This is a genomic window from Bifidobacterium ruminantium DSM 6489 (assembly GCF_000770925.1).
Taxonomy (GTDB): domain Bacteria; phylum Actinomycetota; class Actinomycetes; order Actinomycetales; family Bifidobacteriaceae; genus Bifidobacterium; species Bifidobacterium ruminantium.
On the sequence record NZ_JDTK01000004.1, the window covers coordinates 1 to 16,793 of the forward strand.

Below are 16,793 nucleotides of genomic sequence, written 5' to 3' on the forward strand. Positions count from 1 at the left end.
CTCGCTCATCACCCTTCATCAGCGTAAGTATTGTGGTGTTGCTTCTTGGATGTTAGGGGTTGCGCTCGTAAGATTGGGCTCAGAAAGTGACGGTGCATTCGGGGAGGCAGAACGTGTTCTACAACATGGAATCGGATTTCGAGGATGACTTGGTTGCGGTGCTGAAGCGCCATGGATGGACCGATGGCGTGTTGGAATATCCAACCGAACAGGACCTTATCAGCAATTGGGCCAACATCCTGTTCGACAACAACAAAGGCATCGATCGATTGAATGGGCAGCGTCTTACCAAAGGCGAGATGGCGCAGATCCTCGAACAAATCGAAACATTGCGCACACCATTGGCGCTGAACTCCTTCATTAATGGTAAAACCGTATCCATCAAACGTGATAATCCAGCAGATCCGGCACATTTCGGCAAGGAAATCAGCCTGAAAATCTATGATCGCCAGGAAATCGCCGCTGGGCAAAGCCGGTACCAGATTGCAAGACAGCCTATTTATCCAGCTAAAAATAAGATGCTGAACGATCGCAGGGGAGACGTTTGCCTGCTTATCAACGGAATGCCGGTCATCCATATTGAACTGAAGAAAAGCGGCATTCCCGTAAGCCAGGCCACCAATCAAATCGCCAAATACGCGCATGAAGGCGTGTTCACCGGGCTGTTCCGACTCGTGCAGGTCTTCGTGGCCATGAATCCGGATGATGCCGTGTACTTCGCCAATCCCGGCGAAGGCGACTTCAACAGCAACTACTTCTTCCACTGGGCTGACTTCAACAATGAGCCCATAGCGGCGAACAACCATGTCGGGCAGGATGAATGGAAGCGTTTCACATCTGATCTGCTATCCATTCCCATGGCACACCAGCTCATCGGGTTCTATACGGTCGCCGATTCCGCAGACGGATGCCTCAAAGTGCTACGCAGCTACCAATACCAGGCGGTGAACGCCATTTCCGACCGTGTACGCACCTGCAAATGGGATGAGCCGGTGCCAAGCGGCACGCCGGGCCGTCCGGGCGGTTATGTGTGGCACACCACTGGCTCGGGCAAAACCATGACCAGCTTCAAGGCTGCGCAGCTCATCGCTGGCTCGAAAGATGCCGACAAGGTGGTCTTTCTCATGGACCGTGTCGAATTGGGCACGCAGTCGCTGCTGGAATACCGGTCGTTCGCGGATGATGCCGATGATGTGCAGGGCACGGAAAACACGGATGTGCTCAAATCGAAACTGGCAAGCATCGACCCCAAAGACACACTCATCGTCACCTCCATCCAGAAAATGAGCAACATCAAAGCGGGCGAGGGGCATATCACCGAAGGGGAAGTGAGGAAGCTCGCCGGCAAACGCATCGTATTCATCATTGACGAATGCCATCGTTCCACGTTCGGCGAAATGCTGCAGGATATTCGCCATTCCTTCCCGAACGCATTGTATTTCGGTTTCACGGGCACTCCGATTCATGAGGAGAACCGTAAGAAGGGCGCGACCACATCAATGGTGTTCGGCGATTGCCTTCACCGATACAGCATCGCCGACGGCATCCGCGATGGCAATGTGCTCGGATTCGATCCATACATGGTGTTGACCTACCGAGACAAGGATGTTCGTCAGGCTGTCGCGTTGCAGAAGGCGAAAGCGGCAACGGTTGAGGAAGCCCAGTCAGACCCGGCGAAATCCGAAGTGTTCTACCATTACATGGACCCGAAGCAAATGCCGATGGGACCCATGGAAACGCAGGCAGGAGAACATATCAAGGGTATTGAGGACTATCTGGCCTCAGCGCAGTATGCGCAAGGCACACCGCATGAGGACAAGGTCGTGGAGGACATTCTCGACCAATTCCCATTGCTGAGCAGAGGCAACAAATTCCATGCGATGCTGGCCACGAGTTCCATTCCCGAGGCGATCAGCTATTACCGCTTGTTCAAGGAGCGTGCGCCGCAGATGCATGTGACCGCGCTGTTCGACCCCAATGTCGATAACTCCAACGGCGCGATTCTCAAAGGGGACGCGCTTCAGGAGATCATCGGCGATTACAACGAACTGTTCGGCAAGGATTTCATCATCCCCACATGGCCGAAGATGAAGAAGGACATCACGGCGAGACTTTCCCACAAACGACCGTACCTGACCGTCGACCAGCATCGTGAGGAGCGGATTGATCTGCTGATCGTGGTCGACCAGATGCTGACGGGCTTCGATTCCAAGTGGGTCAACACGCTGTATCTCGACAAAATCATCGACTACGAGAACATTATCCAGGCGTTTAGCCGCACGAACCGACTGTTCGGCCCTGATAAGCCCTTCGGAACGATACGCTACTACCGCAAGCCGCATACCATGAAAGGGTATATCGAAGCGGCGGTGAAACTGTATTCCGGAGACAAGCCACTTGATCTGTTCGTGCAGAAACTGCCGGAAAACGTGCGGCTGATGGATGCGCGTTTCGAAGAGATCGCTTCCGTGTTTCGCGCCGAAGGCGTGGAGGATTTCATGAAGCTGCCGGAGTCCGTGGAAGCATGCCGGAAGTTCGCGAAGCTGTTCTCGGAACTCAATGATTTTCTTGAAGCCGCCAAAGTACAAGGATTTACATGGCAGCAGCGGGAATACTCCGTCACCCATGACGATGGTTCGGTGGAGGTTGTGCGGCCGGAACTCGATGAACGCACATATATGATTCTTGTACAGCGATACAAGGAGTTGTTTGCTGGAGATGGCGAAGGCCATAGTGAGGGTCCTGAGGCTCCATACGATCTTGATGGGCATATCACCGAAATCGACACGGGATTGATTGATACGGATTACATGAACGCCAACTTCACCAAATGGCTCAAGGCGCTTGGTGGAGGAGATCCAGACCTGTTGGCATCAGCTGAGGAGGAATTGCATAAGTCGTTCGCTTCGCTCAGCCAAGAGGAACAACGGTACGCCGAACTGTTCATGCATGATGTGGAACGTGGTGAAATCGAGTTGGAGGAAGGCAAGACGCTGCGCGACTACATTACGTATTATGCTAACAACGCCAAGAACAGCCAAGTGGAGAAGATCACCAAGGCGTTTGGCGTGGATGGAGCTTTGCTCAACGAGATGATGCGGCTTGATCTTACCGAAGCGACACTGAATGAATTTGGTCGGTTCGACCAGTTGAAAGCGTCCATCAACAAGCCTTTGGCAAAGGCGTTTTTCAGCAAGCCGGATAGCTCTGTCACCCAATTCACTGCGAATCTTCTCGCCACCAAGTTGCTGAAAAGCTTTATCCTTGAAGGAGGATTCGATCTGGACGATCGTAAATAGCGGACGGCAGTAAAACAGGGGGAGAATCATGTCGGTTGTTGACGAAGCAAAACTGGGGTATCTGGACTTTCTTTCACGTGAGGATCGGGTACGCCACCATCGCTACGTTGAGGAAATGAAGCAGTATGACATGATGCGCTCCGGTGACATCAATGCCATTTCGGAAAGCGCGAAACTGTGGGATTCCGGACTATACGGCCATCTGTCGGACGATCCTCTGAAAAACGCGAAATACCGTTTCGTCACCACCATTACCTTGGCCACGCGTTTCGCCATTGAAGGTGGCATGGACGAGGAAGACGCATACAACGCCTCCGATCTGTACATTCAAGATCTTGACAATTGCAAGACCCCGGAAGACGTGCGCCGACTGCACACCGACATGATGACTTTCTTCACATGGGCCATGGCCGACATGCAGAAGGCGGAAACACATTCCAAAGCCGTCAACGAATGCATGGACTACATCCACTACCATCTGCATGAGAAGATCACCGTGCCGATCCTTGCCGAGCATGTGCACCTGAATCCCACATACCTGTCGGAACTGTTCAAACGCGAAACGGGCATGGCAATATCGCAATACATCACCGACAAGCGCATGGAAGCCGCCGAGAACATGCTCAAATACTCGGAATACAGCTTCGACGAAATCGCCCAAATCCTCGCATACCGGTCGCAAAGCCACTTTTCGAAAGTGTTCAAAAAACATTCCGGCATGACACCCGGGGCGTACCGTGCCAAGTATTCACAGAACGGCATCTGGCCGGAGTGATTGCGATCACGGCGTCTACCACGCCGGTTGCGGTGAACCGCCGGTGACGGCACCGCGAAATTCGGGTGTGCCAATCGTGAAATCGACGTGTCTGCGCGTGTGAAACACGCGCGAATCAGCTACGGTGGAAGCATTCAATGATGATGCGCGCCACCGGCCGAATGAACGGCGGAACAAGGAACGTGCGCGCAGGATGTGGATGAAAGCGAAGGAATAAACGAATATGGGAATGCCCCTTGATCTGTATGTGATCCGACATGGCGAGTCGGAGGCGAACGTCATCATCAGCGCCGGCGAACAAGGCGATAATTCATTGTTCACGCAGGACAACGTCACCGTGCCCGACCGTTCGTGGAGGCTTACGGCCACCGGCCGCAAGCAGGCGGACTGCATCGGCCGCTGGCTGGTCTCACAGCAGCCGTTGTTCGACCGCTACCTCGTCTCGCCGTACGTGCGCACGCGTGAGACGGCGGCCACGATGGCCCTGCCGAAGGCGAAATGGGAGGAGACGCGCGTGCTGCGCGAACGTTCTTGGGGTGAGATCAACACCATCACGAAGGACGATTTCAAAACCAACTACGCGCGCAATTGGATGTTCAAAAACACCGATCCGCTGTACTGGCGTCCGCCGGCGGGCGAGTCCATCGCCGACGTGGCCGAGAACCGCGTGCATAACCTGCTCACGTCGCTGAACCGCAAATCGGACGCCGAATCCGTGGTGATGGTCAGCCACGGCGACCTCATGCTGGCGCTCATGCTCACGTTGGAGGACCTGTCTGACGAGGAATTCATGCATCGCGCCGCCGCTGACGAATGGAAGATCACCAACTGCACATGCTTCCATTATTCGCGTCGCGATCCGGCAACCGGGCGTACACATAAGCGGTTCCGTTGGGAGCAGACGGCGCGTCCGGTGCTTGACGAGACGGATGGCCGTTGGGTGGTGAAAGTGGACGAATGGCGTGAATTCAAACGTCCCGTTCTGTCGAACGGCGATCTGGTGGACGTGGTGCACGCCGTTGACCGTCACCTGTGACATACCACGGATATACGATTCATCTGTCTTGTCTGCTTGCGATTGGTGCCCCCTACTTGCGTTGAGGCCTCTCGTATCTGCGGTGCCATTACAATGGCGTGTGATTGTACGGCACGACCGTTGTATTTCGTGCCGTGAGAGAGTTAGGAGACAATCACATGTCCAATCCAATCGCGGGCCTGTTCACGTGGAAGCTCCACGGTGACGGCAAAACGCTGAAGCCCGGCGAGGTCGTCGAGCCGGATGAACGTCTGACCTGGCCGCGCACCGCGGAAATCGGCGCGCAGCACGTCATCGCCATGTTCGGTGCCACCTTCCTGGTGCCGATTCTGACCGGTTTCGATCCGTCCACCACCCTGTTCTTCACGGCCATGTCGACCGCGCTGTTCCTGCTGATCAACAAGAACGTGCTGCCGAGCTACTTAGGTTCGTCCTTCGGCTTCATTGCGCCGATCGCCGCCGTGGCCAGCGCCCACAAGGGTCTTGAGGTCGCGTCCTTCGGCATCATGGTCACCGGCATCCTGCTGGCCCTGATCGGCGTGCTGGTGCACTATGCGGGCGCCAAATGGATCGACATCATCATGCCGCCGGTCGTCAACGGCGCCATCGTGGCCATCATCGGCTTCAATCTGGCTCCGAGCGTCTGGAACAACTTCAAGGTGGCGCCCGACACTGCCATCATCACCCTCGTCGCGGTGCTGCTTGTCGCGGTGCTGTTCAAGGGCCTGCTCGGCCGCCTCAACATCCTCATCGGCGTGATCATCGGTTACGCGTACGCATGCTTCCGCGGACAGGTCGACTTCTCCGCCATCGGCAAGGCCGCGTGGATCGGTCTGCCGGAATTCCGCCTGCCGCAGGTGGACTTCACCATCCTGCCGATGTTCATCCCGGTGGTGCTCGTGCTCGTCGCCGAGAATGTCGGCCACGTCAAGTCCGTCTCCCAGATGACCGGTCGCGACTATGACGACCAGATCGGCACCGCGCTGTTCGCCGACGGTCTCGGCACCACCATCGCCGGCTTCGGCGGAGGTTCCGGCACCACCACTTATGGCGAGAACATCGGCGTGATGGCTGCCACCAAGGTGTATTCCACCGCGGCATACTGGTGCGCCGCCGCGTTTGCACTGATCCTGTCGCTGTGCCCGAAGTTCGGCGCCATTATCAACACCATTCCTGCCGGCGTGCTCGGTGGCGTGACCACCCTGCTGTACGGCATGATCGGCATGGTCGGCATCCGCATCTGGGTCGAGAACAAGGTCAACTTCGACAAGCCGGTCAACGTCATGGTGGCCGCCATCACCATGATCATCGCCATCGGCCAGTTCGAGTTCGCCATCAACGGCATCTCGTTCAACGGCATCGCCATCGGCACCGTCGTGATTCTTGTCGCCTACCACGGCCTCAAGGCCATCGGCAAGGCGACCGGCACCATCGCCAAGGATGATCCGGACATACTGTGACGCAAGACGCGTCCAGACAGTCCAAATGGACCACGAAGCGCCCGTCGACAAGCAGCCGACGGGCGCTTCGCCGTATCTGCTGCATCCACATATCGCATGAATGATGGCATGCGGCGATTCGGATCGGCGAATTCCTCCACCCTCCCATACCAAGAAAGTATCGGGTGTGGGCTATTGTTAATAGGTTTGCGCAACGTGCGCAATGTTTGACATGAAAGGCCATTGTGCCCGATACCGCTGTTATTGAAAATGAAGATGCCCTCGCCTCCGATTTCGATGAGACCGGCGAGGAGGAACGTCCACTGACGTTCGCCGAACTTGGTGTTCCCGGTCCGCTGGTCCGCGTGCTCGCGGCCGACGGCAAGAAAACCGCTTTCCCGATCCAGGCCGACACGCTTCCCGATTCCCTGGCTGGACGCGACGTCCTTGGCCGTGGCCGTACAGGCTCCGGCAAGACCTTGGCGTTCTCGATTCCGCTGGTCGCCCGTCTGGGCGAGGTGGACGCCGACGACTATGAGAACATGAGCCAGTTCCGCCATGAGGTGGAGCAGGTGCGCAAAGGCCATGCCGAGGAGCGTCGCGCCGATGATTTCCTGCCGCATCCCCGCGGCCTGGTTCTGGCGCCGACTCGTGAGCTGGCCAACCAGATCAACGATGTGCTGATGCCGCTCGCCCAGATCTACGGTATGACCACCACCACGGTGTACGGTGGCGTGCGCTATGCCCGTCAGATCCGCGATCTGCGGGCCGGCGCCGACATCGTGGTCGCATGTCCTGGACGTCTCGAGGATTTGCTCGAGCAGCATGCGCTGACGTTGGAGAAGGTCGAGGTCGCCGTCATCGACGAGGCTGACGAGATGGCCGACATGGGCTTCCTGCCGCCGGTCAAGCGGCTGCTGGGGCAGGTGTCGTTCGATGCTCAGATCATGCTGTTCTCCGCCACGCTCGATCACGGTGTGGACGAGGTCGTGAACACGTTCCTCACCGATCCGAAGGTGCACAGCGTCGACTCCGCCACGGCCGCGGTCGACGAGATGACCCATCATGTGTTCGAGACCACGCAGGGCGATCGGCATGAGTTGGTGCGTACCCTCGCATCCGGCAAGGGGCGTCGCATTCTGTTCACCCGCACCAAATTCCAGACGCAGAAGCTCGCCAAGGATCTGACGAAGAACGGCATTCCAGCCGCCGAGTTGCACGGCAATCTGAGCCAGAACCAGCGTGACCGCAATCTTGCGGCTTTTGAGTCCGGAGATGTGAACGTCATGGTCGCTACTGATGTGGCAGCCCGTGGCATTGATGTTTCGGGAGTGGAACTGGTGGTCCAGGTGGAGCCTCCTGAGGATCCGATATCCTTCCTGCACCGTTCCGGACGAACCGCCCGTGCCGGTCATTCCGGAGATGTGGTGACCATCGTGCTGCCCAACCAGCGCCGCCGCACCCGTCGCATGTTGCATGAGGCGGGATTGAAGATTAAACCGATCGAAGTGACCCACGACTCCCCGGAAGTGTTGGAATTGGTGGGTGAACCGGCCGAACCGCGATTCGGATGGACACTCGAGCAGTCCCAGCCGGCCGGAAATCCCCGTCGTAGAAAGAATGGCAAGGGAGGCAACGGTTCCGCGGAAGGCGGCGAACGTTCCGGACACGCCAACCGTTCCGGCGGGCGCAACAAGGACCGGGGCAAGGACAAGGGCGGCAAGCCGTTCAAGTCCGAACGTAAGAACCGCGACGATCGTAAGGGACGCGATCGCGAGGAACGTGAACAGCGTTTCGAACCGAAGCAGAACCGTGCCGAACGCCGCGCAGCTAAGTTCGAAGGTCGTGACAACCGCGAATACGAGGCTCGCGAGCATCGTTGGGAGCATCCTGAAATTCAGGAGGAGAAGCGCGAGAGGCACGAGGAGAAGCGCAACGACAAGCGTCGCGAAAAGTATGCGCGATTGCATGAGCAGCAGCGTACCGAAGCGGCCATGCAACGCGAATCCGACGATCGGCGGCATCGTTCCGAAGATCGTTCCGGCCAGCGCGGCAAGGATAACGAAAAACAGTTCTCCAAAAAGCAGGGGGCGCCCACTAAGAAGCAGCGCAAGGCCGAAGCGCGCAGCGAACGTCGTTTCGAAGACGATCGCCGATCCTCCCGTAGTGGACGTGCGGGACGTGATGACCGCCAGGCAGGGGGTAAGCGCATTCATCGCAAGCCGATCCGCGTGATTCAGGACGAACGTGGTGAGGACGCGAAGCGTCATGATCGCCGTATGGAAGCCAAATACGGCAATCACGACGATTCCGGCCGTCGCGGTGGCCATGGCGAGCGCCACGACAAGCATTCCGGCGAGCGTCAGGGCAGGTCGTACCGTCGCCACGCGAACATCCGCAAGGCGCCCTTCCGCACACGCTGAGCGTTGACCTCCGTATAACGAAAGGGGTGGCTTGTCACATCGTAGATCCGATGTGACGAGCCACCCCTTTCGTCTGTTATCCGCGAAACCGGGACTACCGAAACTGGGACTACTTCTTCTTCGGCGTATAGATCACGGTGTCGATCAGCGTGCGGTAGTGGGCTACGATTTGCGCCCTGCGTGTCTTGAGACTCGCGGTGAGCATGCCGTTCTCTTGGGTGAAGCGGTCCGGCAGGATTTCGAATTTACGGATCGATTCGGCTCGGGAGACGTTTTCGTTCGCCTGATTGACCGCACGTTCCACTTCGGCGTGGACGATCGGATTCGCGGCCAGATCCGACAGCGATTCGGCTGGTTCCGCTCCGCGCGCCTTCAGCCAGGTGTTCGCGTCGGCGAGGTCAAGTGTCACTAATGCCGCCACGAATGGTTTGCGGTCGCCGATCACCAGACACTGATCGACGACCGGGGAGGTCATGACGGATGCCTCGAGCTGGCCGGGGGAGACATTCTTGCCGCCGGCGGTGATGATCAGATCCTTCTTTCGGCCGGTGATATACACGAATCCATCCTCGTCGATATCGCCCAGATCGCCGGTGTGCAGCCACCCGTCGGTGATCTGCTGGGCGGTGATATCGGGATTGTTGTGGTATCCCATGCATACGCTGCCGCCCTTGACGCACAGTTCCCCATCATCGGCGATTCCGGCGGTCACGCCGCACAAAGGCTGTCCTATGGTGCCGATGCGGTTGTTCTCCGGCAGGCTCACGCAGACCGGACCGCAGGTTTCGGTCATGCCGTAGCCCTCAAGCAGTGGCATGCCGATGCCATTGAAGAAATGCGAAAGCTCAGGGTCCATCGGAGCGCCACCGGTGATGGCGAAGTCGGCATTGGGGCCGAAGATGGTGCGGATCTTCCGATAGACGATGCGCTCGTAGAACGCGTGGGCCACGCGGGTCGACACCGACGGTTTGCGTCCCTCCTGCTGGGCCCGGGACCAGTCCTTCGCCGTCTTCGTGGCGCGGACGAACAGTTTGCCCGCCAAACCGCCGCCTGCGCGCTGCGAAGCGGCGTTGTACACCTTTTCGAACACGCGGGGGACCGCCAGCAGCAGAGTCGGGCCGAAGGATTCGAAATCCTTCACGATGGTCTTCATATTGCCGCTGAGACCCAGCTGGAGCGTGCCGGCGAAGCTCAGCAGCGCCATGAAGCGCGCGAACACATGGGACAACGGCAGGAACAGCAACAGACGGCGATTGGGGATATTGCAGGCCCGTGGCATATACTGTTTCGCCGATTCGCACAGATACGCCATGTTGCCATGCGAGATTTCGATGCCCTTCGGGGCTCCCGTGGAGCCGGAGGTGTAGACGATGGTCGCAAGGTCGTCGCCGTGGGTGGCGTTCTTACGGTTCCAGAACTCCTCGTCGGAGACACCTTTGCCGAATTCGATGATGGTGTCCAGTGCGTCGGCGTCGAACATGAGCACATCACGGAGCGTAGGCGCCTCATGACGGATCGATTCGACCTTGTCGCGTTGCGCGTCGTCTTCGGCGACGGCGAGCACCACATTGGAATTGTTGAAGATGGTGCGAATCTGCGTGGCGGAATTCGTCTCATACACAGGGACGGTGAGGGCTCCGACAGCCATGATGGCCATATCCAAAGCCGTCCACTGCCAGCTGGTGTGCGCGATGATGGCCACGCCCTCGCCTTTGCGCACACCCCAGCCGATCAGTCCCTTGGCGATGTCGATGACCTTCCGGCGGAACTCCTCCGCGCTGAAGGAATGCCATGTGCCGTCGTCCTCCTTGTACTCGACCATCGAACCGTTCGGATTCGAAGTAGCGCGCCGGTCGAGGAAGTCGAACAGGTTGATGTCCTGATCGATCGGCTGCTTCAACGGCGTCGTATATTGCTTGGAGATGATGGTTTCTGCTTGTTCTACCATACCCGCCACTGTACGCTCGCCACTCGTCACCAAATCAGGGAATGGCGGAAGGTTCGAAGGACGCGTGTCCGGCGCTACTGTTCCATCGGACGATACTGGTCAATCGCGGTGAAACAGCGTTTGTAGACGATCAGCATGATGATGCTGTCGGCGATCAAGGTGAGCGCCGCGATGCTTGCGAGGACCATGAACTGGTATTTCGCCGCGTCGACGGGATTTCCTCCGGCGATGATCTGACCAGCCATCATGCCCGGCACCGTCACGATTCCGGCTGAGGCGAGCGACGCGGTAGTGGGCATAAGACCCAGACGAATGGATGAGACGACGCTTGGACGAGAGGCCTCCCATGTGGTGGCTCCCAAGGCAAGCAGTGTGTCCACTTCGTCACGGCGCTCCCGCATGCTTTCGAAGAACCGACTCAGTCCCACGGCAAGAGCCGAGACGGTGTTGCCCAGCAGCATGCCGGTCAGTGGCACCACCAGCTGTGGCGCATACCATGGTTGCGGCCGGATGATGAGTTCCGTGACCAATGAGATCATGATGAGCATGGTCACGACCAGGCTCAGAAACACTGGACCGGCAAGGCCTTTCGGCACGCCCTTCGCACGGGAGAGGGTGATTTGCACGGCCGCGATGAGCATGAACGCCACGAGCAGCAGCACCAGCCAAGGGTTACCCGAACGTATGACGTATTCCATGATGAAGCCCATCGCACACAACTGCAGCAGCGCGCGGCAGGCCGACCACAGCAGTGTGCGGCCGATGCCCATACGCATGACTTCGGATATGCCGGCGGCGATGGCCACCATGACGAGTGCCGCGATGAGACCCCAGATGTCGATCGCATAGTAATTGCCGTTCATGCCACACTCCCTTCCGAATCGTCGTTGCCGGCATTGGTTTTGACTTGCGTGAGCGTGCCGTCGGAAAGACGCATGATACGTGACGCGCGTCCATCCGGCTGCCGGTGCCGGATGCGGACGATCGCCATGCCGTCCGCGGCCGCTTTGGCAAGAATCGACGCCACCTTCTCGGCGTTCTCGTCATCCAACCCGGCATCCACCTCATCGGCGAGCAGCACCTTGGGATTCGTCAGCAGCGTCCGTGCAAGACTCACCCTTGCCGCTTGGCCGCCCGACAGATCATGCGGCGGACGATCCAGATCGACGTCCCCGCATCCCATGTCATCCAGCGTCTTTCGAATTCTGGAGTCTGGCAGAACATCGTTGGAGGATGTCTTGCGTGGACCTGATTTCGACGGCTGCCGTACGGCAAGCGTGAATGGAAGCCGAATCGCCTGTGCCACGGTTTCGCCGAGCAGCACCGGATTCTGCGGCAGATACGCGACCTGTGCGCGCCACTGCTGCGGTGTGAAATCGTCGACGGAACGGCCTGAAAGACGGTACTCGCCATCCGCGCGAGGATTGAGCCGTGCGAAGGCGGTGAGCAATGAGCTTTTCCCGACGCCCGACGGTCCCACCAGATCCACGATCTCACCTGCATCGATGTCGAACGACAGTCCGGAGAAAATAGTACGGCGCTCGCCGTCTACCATGATCGAACAACGCACGTTCGAGGCTTCGAATAAATGTGTCATGGTTAAAACCATACGCTGATGGCGAACGGTTCCCGGCGGTTTCAGGGTTTTCCCTGAACCCCTGCGCGAAATCATCCCCAGGAACGACCCACATCCGATGATTCACGTACTACAACTGTCGGCTTGTAGGAAAAATTGCAAGAAAACCAATGTGTTGGGGATGAAACATATGCGTCAGTGGCTTATGGATGTGAGCCTGATCGATGGATGGCTGCCGGTGACAGTGTTCGTCATCGCCGTGGCGTCAGCCGTGGCGTTGCTGATCGGCGCGATCGGCGGCGGGCGAAACGGACAAGGCAAACAGGACGGACACGTTCGGCTGATTGTACTGCCGCTGGTCGTGGCTGCGATTTCCGGAGCGGCCGGTTACACGCTCACATGGCTGCTGTCCGACGTGTTCGTGGTTTTTGGCGTCGGATTGGGACCGCGTGTCATGGCATGGGTGGCGGTCGGCTTTGCCGCGGTCGGATACGCGGTCGCGCATATCGCTCTGCGCAACGGGATGATGCGCGCGATCGCGGCCCTGCTTGTCGTGTCTGCCATATTGGCGACGGCGATTGGCATCGACCAATCGTACGGCGAATACGCCACCATCGGATCGTTGTTCGGCGACGATTCCTACAGCCAGGCCAATCTGACCGGACTGGTCAAACGCAAGGACCTCATCTCCGTATCCCAATGGCGCGGACAGGTGGCCGACGGCACCATCCGGAACATTCCATCGAACGGAACGGTGAGCAAAATCGACATTCCAGCCACGGAATCGCATTTCAAGGCGCGCAAGGCGCTCGTCTACCTGCCGCCGGCGGCGCTCGCCGAAGGGAAACGCAAGCCGGCTCTGCCGGTCATTCTGATGATGAGCGGCCAGCCAGGCAGTCCGGGCCGCGCCTTCCAGGCAGGCGGCATCCAAACCATGATGGACGGATACGCGAAGAGCCATGACGGGCTTGCCCCCATCGTCATCGCGGCGGACCAGCTCGGAGACGACTCACACAACACGCTGTGCGTGGATTCAAAGGTGTACGGCAACGCGTTCACCTATCTGACCCGGGATGTGATTGATTGGGCGAAAAACAACCTTCCGGCCGCTCAGGACGCCAAGGATTGGGCTATCGCGGGATTCTCACAAGGCGCCACATGCTCCCTGCAGATCGGCGTGAACCATCCGGAGTTGTTTGGCACCATGATCCCCACCGACAGTGAGATCGGCCCGACCAACGGCACCAGACAGGAGATGATCGACCGTTTCTTCGACGGCGACGTCGAAGCCTACGAGAGCCAAGTGCCGATCAACGCCATCCGCAATCGCGCACCCACCCATCAGACGCTCATCATGGGTGCGGGCGAGGAGGACGCCGCCTCCGCGCGCAACATCAGAACAATCGCTCCGGTGGCGGTCAAGGCCGGCATGCATGTCACCGCCGTCGAATCGATCGGCAACGCGCACGACTGGCATGCCGTGCAGGACGTGCTGCGTTACGGGCTCGCCGTATTCGGTTACGATACCGGACTTTCCGATGTGAGACCAAACCTGTCCGATTACCCGAACCTCAAACGCGTCGCGGTCTGACTGACGGCCGTACAAGACAAACCGCGGAACCGCTGAACGCAAACATAAGGAACATCATGACGCAATCGCAAAGCAAGCCGGCAAAGCCGGTCAAACCATCCATGGAATCCTCCGTAAAACAATCCGTGAAACCGTTGTTCGGTTTCCATGCGCTGCTGGCCGACTTGGCCGCATGGCTTAGACGGCACATGCTCACCGTCTGCTTCGTTCTCGCAGTCACGTTCGTCAACGTGACCACGCGGATCTTATGCGCGTTCATCCGGCAACCGTTCCCGCCTCGCCTCGCCAGAGTCAGCTTCGAAGCACTCACACGCGGACGCTGGTATACCGCGCCGATATCCATGCTGTACGTGCCAGATTTGGGTCGTCTGTTCATCGATATTCCACTCATCTTGGTCGCGTTCGGCTTGACGGAATCGGTGATAGGCAAAGCCAAAACCGTATGGGTCTCCCTTATCACCACCTTGGGCGGCATGGCGCTGGGCATGGGATTGTGCTCCCTGTCCGACGGGCACAGCCCGCAGTGGCATGCGATCTCACATGACGGTGCCGTCCTCGGGCCGCTGATTCTCGTCGCCGGAACGCTCATGTGCGCCAGCGCGTTCACGGCCATGCTGTGGCGCCGACGTATCCGTGTGATCGGCTACGCGGTCGTGCTCATCATGTTTCTCTACCGTGGCGAGGCGAGCGACTACTGCCTGCTCGCCGCAGCCATGATCGGCCATGTGCTCGGCTATCTGATGTCCTCGGCCACGCATGGCGACGAATACCGGCACGGTGCCGTTTATGAGATGCGTCGACTGGTCGGCGTGGCCGCGGGAGTGCAGGCCATCGGATCGCTCGTGGCCGTCTCATCGCGTCAATCGTTCGGCCTGTTGTCCACGTTCGGCCTGCTAACCGGTTCCACAGACTTCGATACCGGACGCGTGATCGACTGTCTCAACGGAGCGTCGCATACGGACTGCTTCACGCAGTACCGCATGATGCGCCTCACCATGCCCGGCAACTGGCTGGTATCCATCATGCCGACGCTGATGTTGCTGCTCATTGCTTGGGGTCTGTACCGAGGCCGTCATCTCGCCGCCACGCTCAGCATCGTGTTCAACGCATGCACCATTGCGCTATCGACGGTGTTCTATGTGGCTATTCCGCTGTCCTACGTGGACGGCCTCGACGCCGGTGCATACATGGATGCAATATCCGCATTGCAACGGCACGGCGCATTCCACGCGATGCTGGCCACGATGGCGTTGCCGCTGCTGTGCATCGTCATCATCATCCTGTTCCGCGCATGTTTCACCATTCGCACGAAAAGCGAGACCGTGCTGCGCGGTATCGCCATCACGTTCGCCGCATTCGTATTACTGGGATTGCTGTACGTCGGCTACGGCCTGTCCATGCCGTCCGGCTTCAACGAAACGCCGCTGCTGGTCGATCTGATCGCAGACTACGTGCAGCGTTTGCTGCCGATTGGCCTGCTAAGTGGCGTGGAACCGGCGTTCGTGCCGGTCGGATTGCTTTCCGAAATCGTCTACCAGTGCGTCGGACCGATGTTTTGGCTGGTCGCGCTGTGCTGCGCATGGGGTGGCCTGCGTGACCGTTCCATGATCAACGACGCGTACCGTCACCGCGTGGACGAGATCATCGGACTCGGCGGCGAATCCATGTCGTTCATGGCCACTTGGAAAGGCAACGACTACTGGTTCTCCGCCACCGGCCGTTCCGCCATCGCCTACCGCGTGTCGTACGGCATCGCGTTGACCGTCACCGGACCTTTCGGCGACCCAGACGAATATGAGGACGATTTGCGTGCGTTCGCCGACTTCTGCACCCAACGTTCCCTGACACCGGTGTTCTACAGCGTGCACGCCGAACAACGTGACGAGTTGGTCTCCGCCGGCTGGAACGCGCTCGACGTCGGCACCGAAATGGTGATCGACCCGGCCGCATGGCAGACGCGCGGCAAGAAATGGCAGGACGTACGCACCGCCATCAACAAAGCCAAGCGCGACGGCATCACCGACGTGCTCACCACATTCAAGGAATCGCCGTTCTCCGTGCAGACGCAGATCCGTGAGATTTCCGCGCAATGGGCCGGCGAGAAGGCCCTGCCTGAAATGGGCTTCACCCTGGGTGGCGTGGACGAGCTGGTCGATCCACGCGTCAAACTGCTGTACGCGGTGGACGCGGACGGTAAGGTGCTAGGCGTCACCAGCTGGCTGCCGACCTATGAGAACGGCAAAGTGGTCGGATGGACGCTCGACTTCATGCGTCACCGCACCGACAGCGTCAACGGCATCATGGAATTCCTCATCGCCCGCATGGCCGAACGGCTGCGCGACGAAGGAAAGGTCCGCTTCATGAGTCTATCCGCCGCGCCGCTCGCTGGAATGGACGGTGACGGCATGGAGCAAAGCGCCGTGCTCGACCATGTGCTGCAGATGGTGGCCCACATCATGGAACCGGCCTACGGATTCCATTCCCTGTTCCGTTTCAAACTCAAGTTCCACCCCGACGAATCCAAGGTGTACATCTGCTATCCGGATGCAGCCAAACTGCCGCAGATTTCGCTTGCAGTGGCGCAGGCCTATGTGCCGTCGCTCACCCCGGCCGAAGCCATGCGGTTCGTCCGAACCATCATGCCAGCCAAAAACGAATGATCCGCGGAGCCGATGGGACCGGGATGACCTCATCGCAATACGGCCA

At 58.8% G+C, this 16,793-nt stretch carries 10 protein-coding genes; 7 read left to right on the plus strand and 3 right to left on the minus strand.

The window, feature by feature from the left end:
- Positions 1 to 113: 113 nt before the first annotated feature.
- From OU26_RS02830 to OU26_RS02850, 5 genes are all read left to right on the plus strand, one after another.
- Entirely contained in the window at positions 114 to 3,299 is a 3,186-nt protein-coding gene (locus tag OU26_RS02830; RefSeq protein ID WP_026645762.1) for a type I restriction endonuclease subunit R, EcoR124 family, read from the plus strand.
- 28 nt (positions 3,300 to 3,327) lie between these two features.
- A complete protein-coding gene (locus tag OU26_RS02835; RefSeq protein ID WP_026645763.1) occupies positions 3,328 to 4,074 on the plus strand; it encodes a helix-turn-helix domain-containing protein in 747 nt (248 codons plus the stop codon).
- A gap of 223 nt (positions 4,075 to 4,297) precedes the next feature.
- Positions 4,298 to 5,110 (plus strand): histidine phosphatase family protein, encoded by an 813-nt coding sequence (locus tag OU26_RS02840; RefSeq protein WP_026645764.1) that lies wholly within the window; start codon positions 4,298 to 4,300, stop codon positions 5,108 to 5,110.
- 170 nt (positions 5,111 to 5,280) lie between these two features.
- Positions 5,281 to 6,570, plus strand: coding sequence for a uracil-xanthine permease family protein (locus OU26_RS02845; RefSeq protein ID WP_026645765.1), 1,290 nt, complete (start codon positions 5,281 to 5,283; stop codon positions 6,568 to 6,570).
- 242 nt (positions 6,571 to 6,812) lie between these two features.
- Complete coding sequence (locus OU26_RS02850) at positions 6,813 to 8,972, plus strand: DEAD/DEAH box helicase (protein WP_420312301.1); 2,160 nt, start codon at positions 6,813 to 6,815, stop codon at positions 8,970 to 8,972.
- 109 nt (positions 8,973 to 9,081) lie between these two features.
- On the opposite strand, the gene OU26_RS02855 is transcribed toward OU26_RS02850, so the two are convergent.
- From OU26_RS02855 to OU26_RS02865, 3 genes are all read right to left on the minus strand, one after another.
- A complete protein-coding gene (locus OU26_RS02855; RefSeq protein ID WP_026645767.1) occupies positions 9,082 to 10,920 on the minus strand; it encodes an AMP-dependent synthetase/ligase in 1,839 nt (612 codons plus the stop codon).
- Positions 10,921 to 10,994: 74 nt separating this feature from the next.
- Positions 10,995 to 11,783: an ABC transporter permease gene (locus OU26_RS02860; protein WP_026645768.1), complete on the minus strand. Its 789-nt coding sequence runs from the start codon at positions 11,781 to 11,783 to the stop codon at positions 10,995 to 10,997.
- Positions 11,780 to 12,517, minus strand: a complete 738-nt coding sequence (locus OU26_RS02865) for an ABC transporter ATP-binding protein (protein ID WP_026645769.1) — start codon at positions 12,515 to 12,517, stop codon at positions 11,780 to 11,782. Before OU26_RS02865 ends, OU26_RS02860 begins: the two co-directional genes overlap by 4 nt.
- 169 nt (positions 12,518 to 12,686) lie before the next feature.
- On the opposite strand from OU26_RS02865, the gene OU26_RS02870 reads away from it, so the two are divergent.
- Positions 12,687 to 14,087 carry an alpha/beta hydrolase gene (locus tag OU26_RS02870; protein ID WP_026645770.1) on the plus strand — a complete coding sequence of 467 codons (1,401 nt, stop codon included), beginning with the start codon at positions 12,687 to 12,689 and terminating at the stop codon, positions 14,085 to 14,087.
- Positions 14,088 to 14,143: 56 nt separating this feature from the next.
- Positions 14,144 to 16,747, plus strand: coding sequence for a bifunctional lysylphosphatidylglycerol flippase/synthetase MprF (locus OU26_RS02875; RefSeq protein WP_026645771.1), 2,604 nt, complete (start codon positions 14,144 to 14,146; stop codon positions 16,745 to 16,747).
- The last annotated feature ends 46 nt before the right edge of the window (positions 16,748 to 16,793 follow it).

What these genes read in the sequence shown, in the direction of transcription:
- OU26_RS02860 (WP_026645768.1), bottom strand. Translation starts at nt 11,783, where the DNA reads ATGAACGGCAATTACTATGCGATCGACATCTGGGGTCTCATCGCGGCA.
- OU26_RS02855 (WP_026645767.1), bottom strand. Translation starts at nt 10,920, where the DNA reads ATGGTAGAACAAGCAGAAACCATCATCTCCAAGCAATATACGACGCCG.
- OU26_RS02870 (WP_026645770.1), top strand. Translation starts at nt 12,687, where the DNA reads ATGCGTCAGTGGCTTATGGATGTGAGCCTGATCGATGGATGGCTGCCG.
- OU26_RS02865 (WP_026645769.1), bottom strand. Translation starts at nt 12,517, where the DNA reads ATGACACATTTATTCGAAGCCTCGAACGTGCGTTGTTCGATCATGGTA.
- OU26_RS02840 (WP_026645764.1), top strand. Translation starts at nt 4,298, where the DNA reads ATGGGAATGCCCCTTGATCTGTATGTGATCCGACATGGCGAGTCGGAG.
- OU26_RS02875 (WP_026645771.1), top strand. Translation starts at nt 14,144, where the DNA reads ATGACGCAATCGCAAAGCAAGCCGGCAAAGCCGGTCAAACCATCCATG.
- OU26_RS02835 (WP_026645763.1), top strand. Translation starts at nt 3,328, where the DNA reads ATGTCGGTTGTTGACGAAGCAAAACTGGGGTATCTGGACTTTCTTTCA.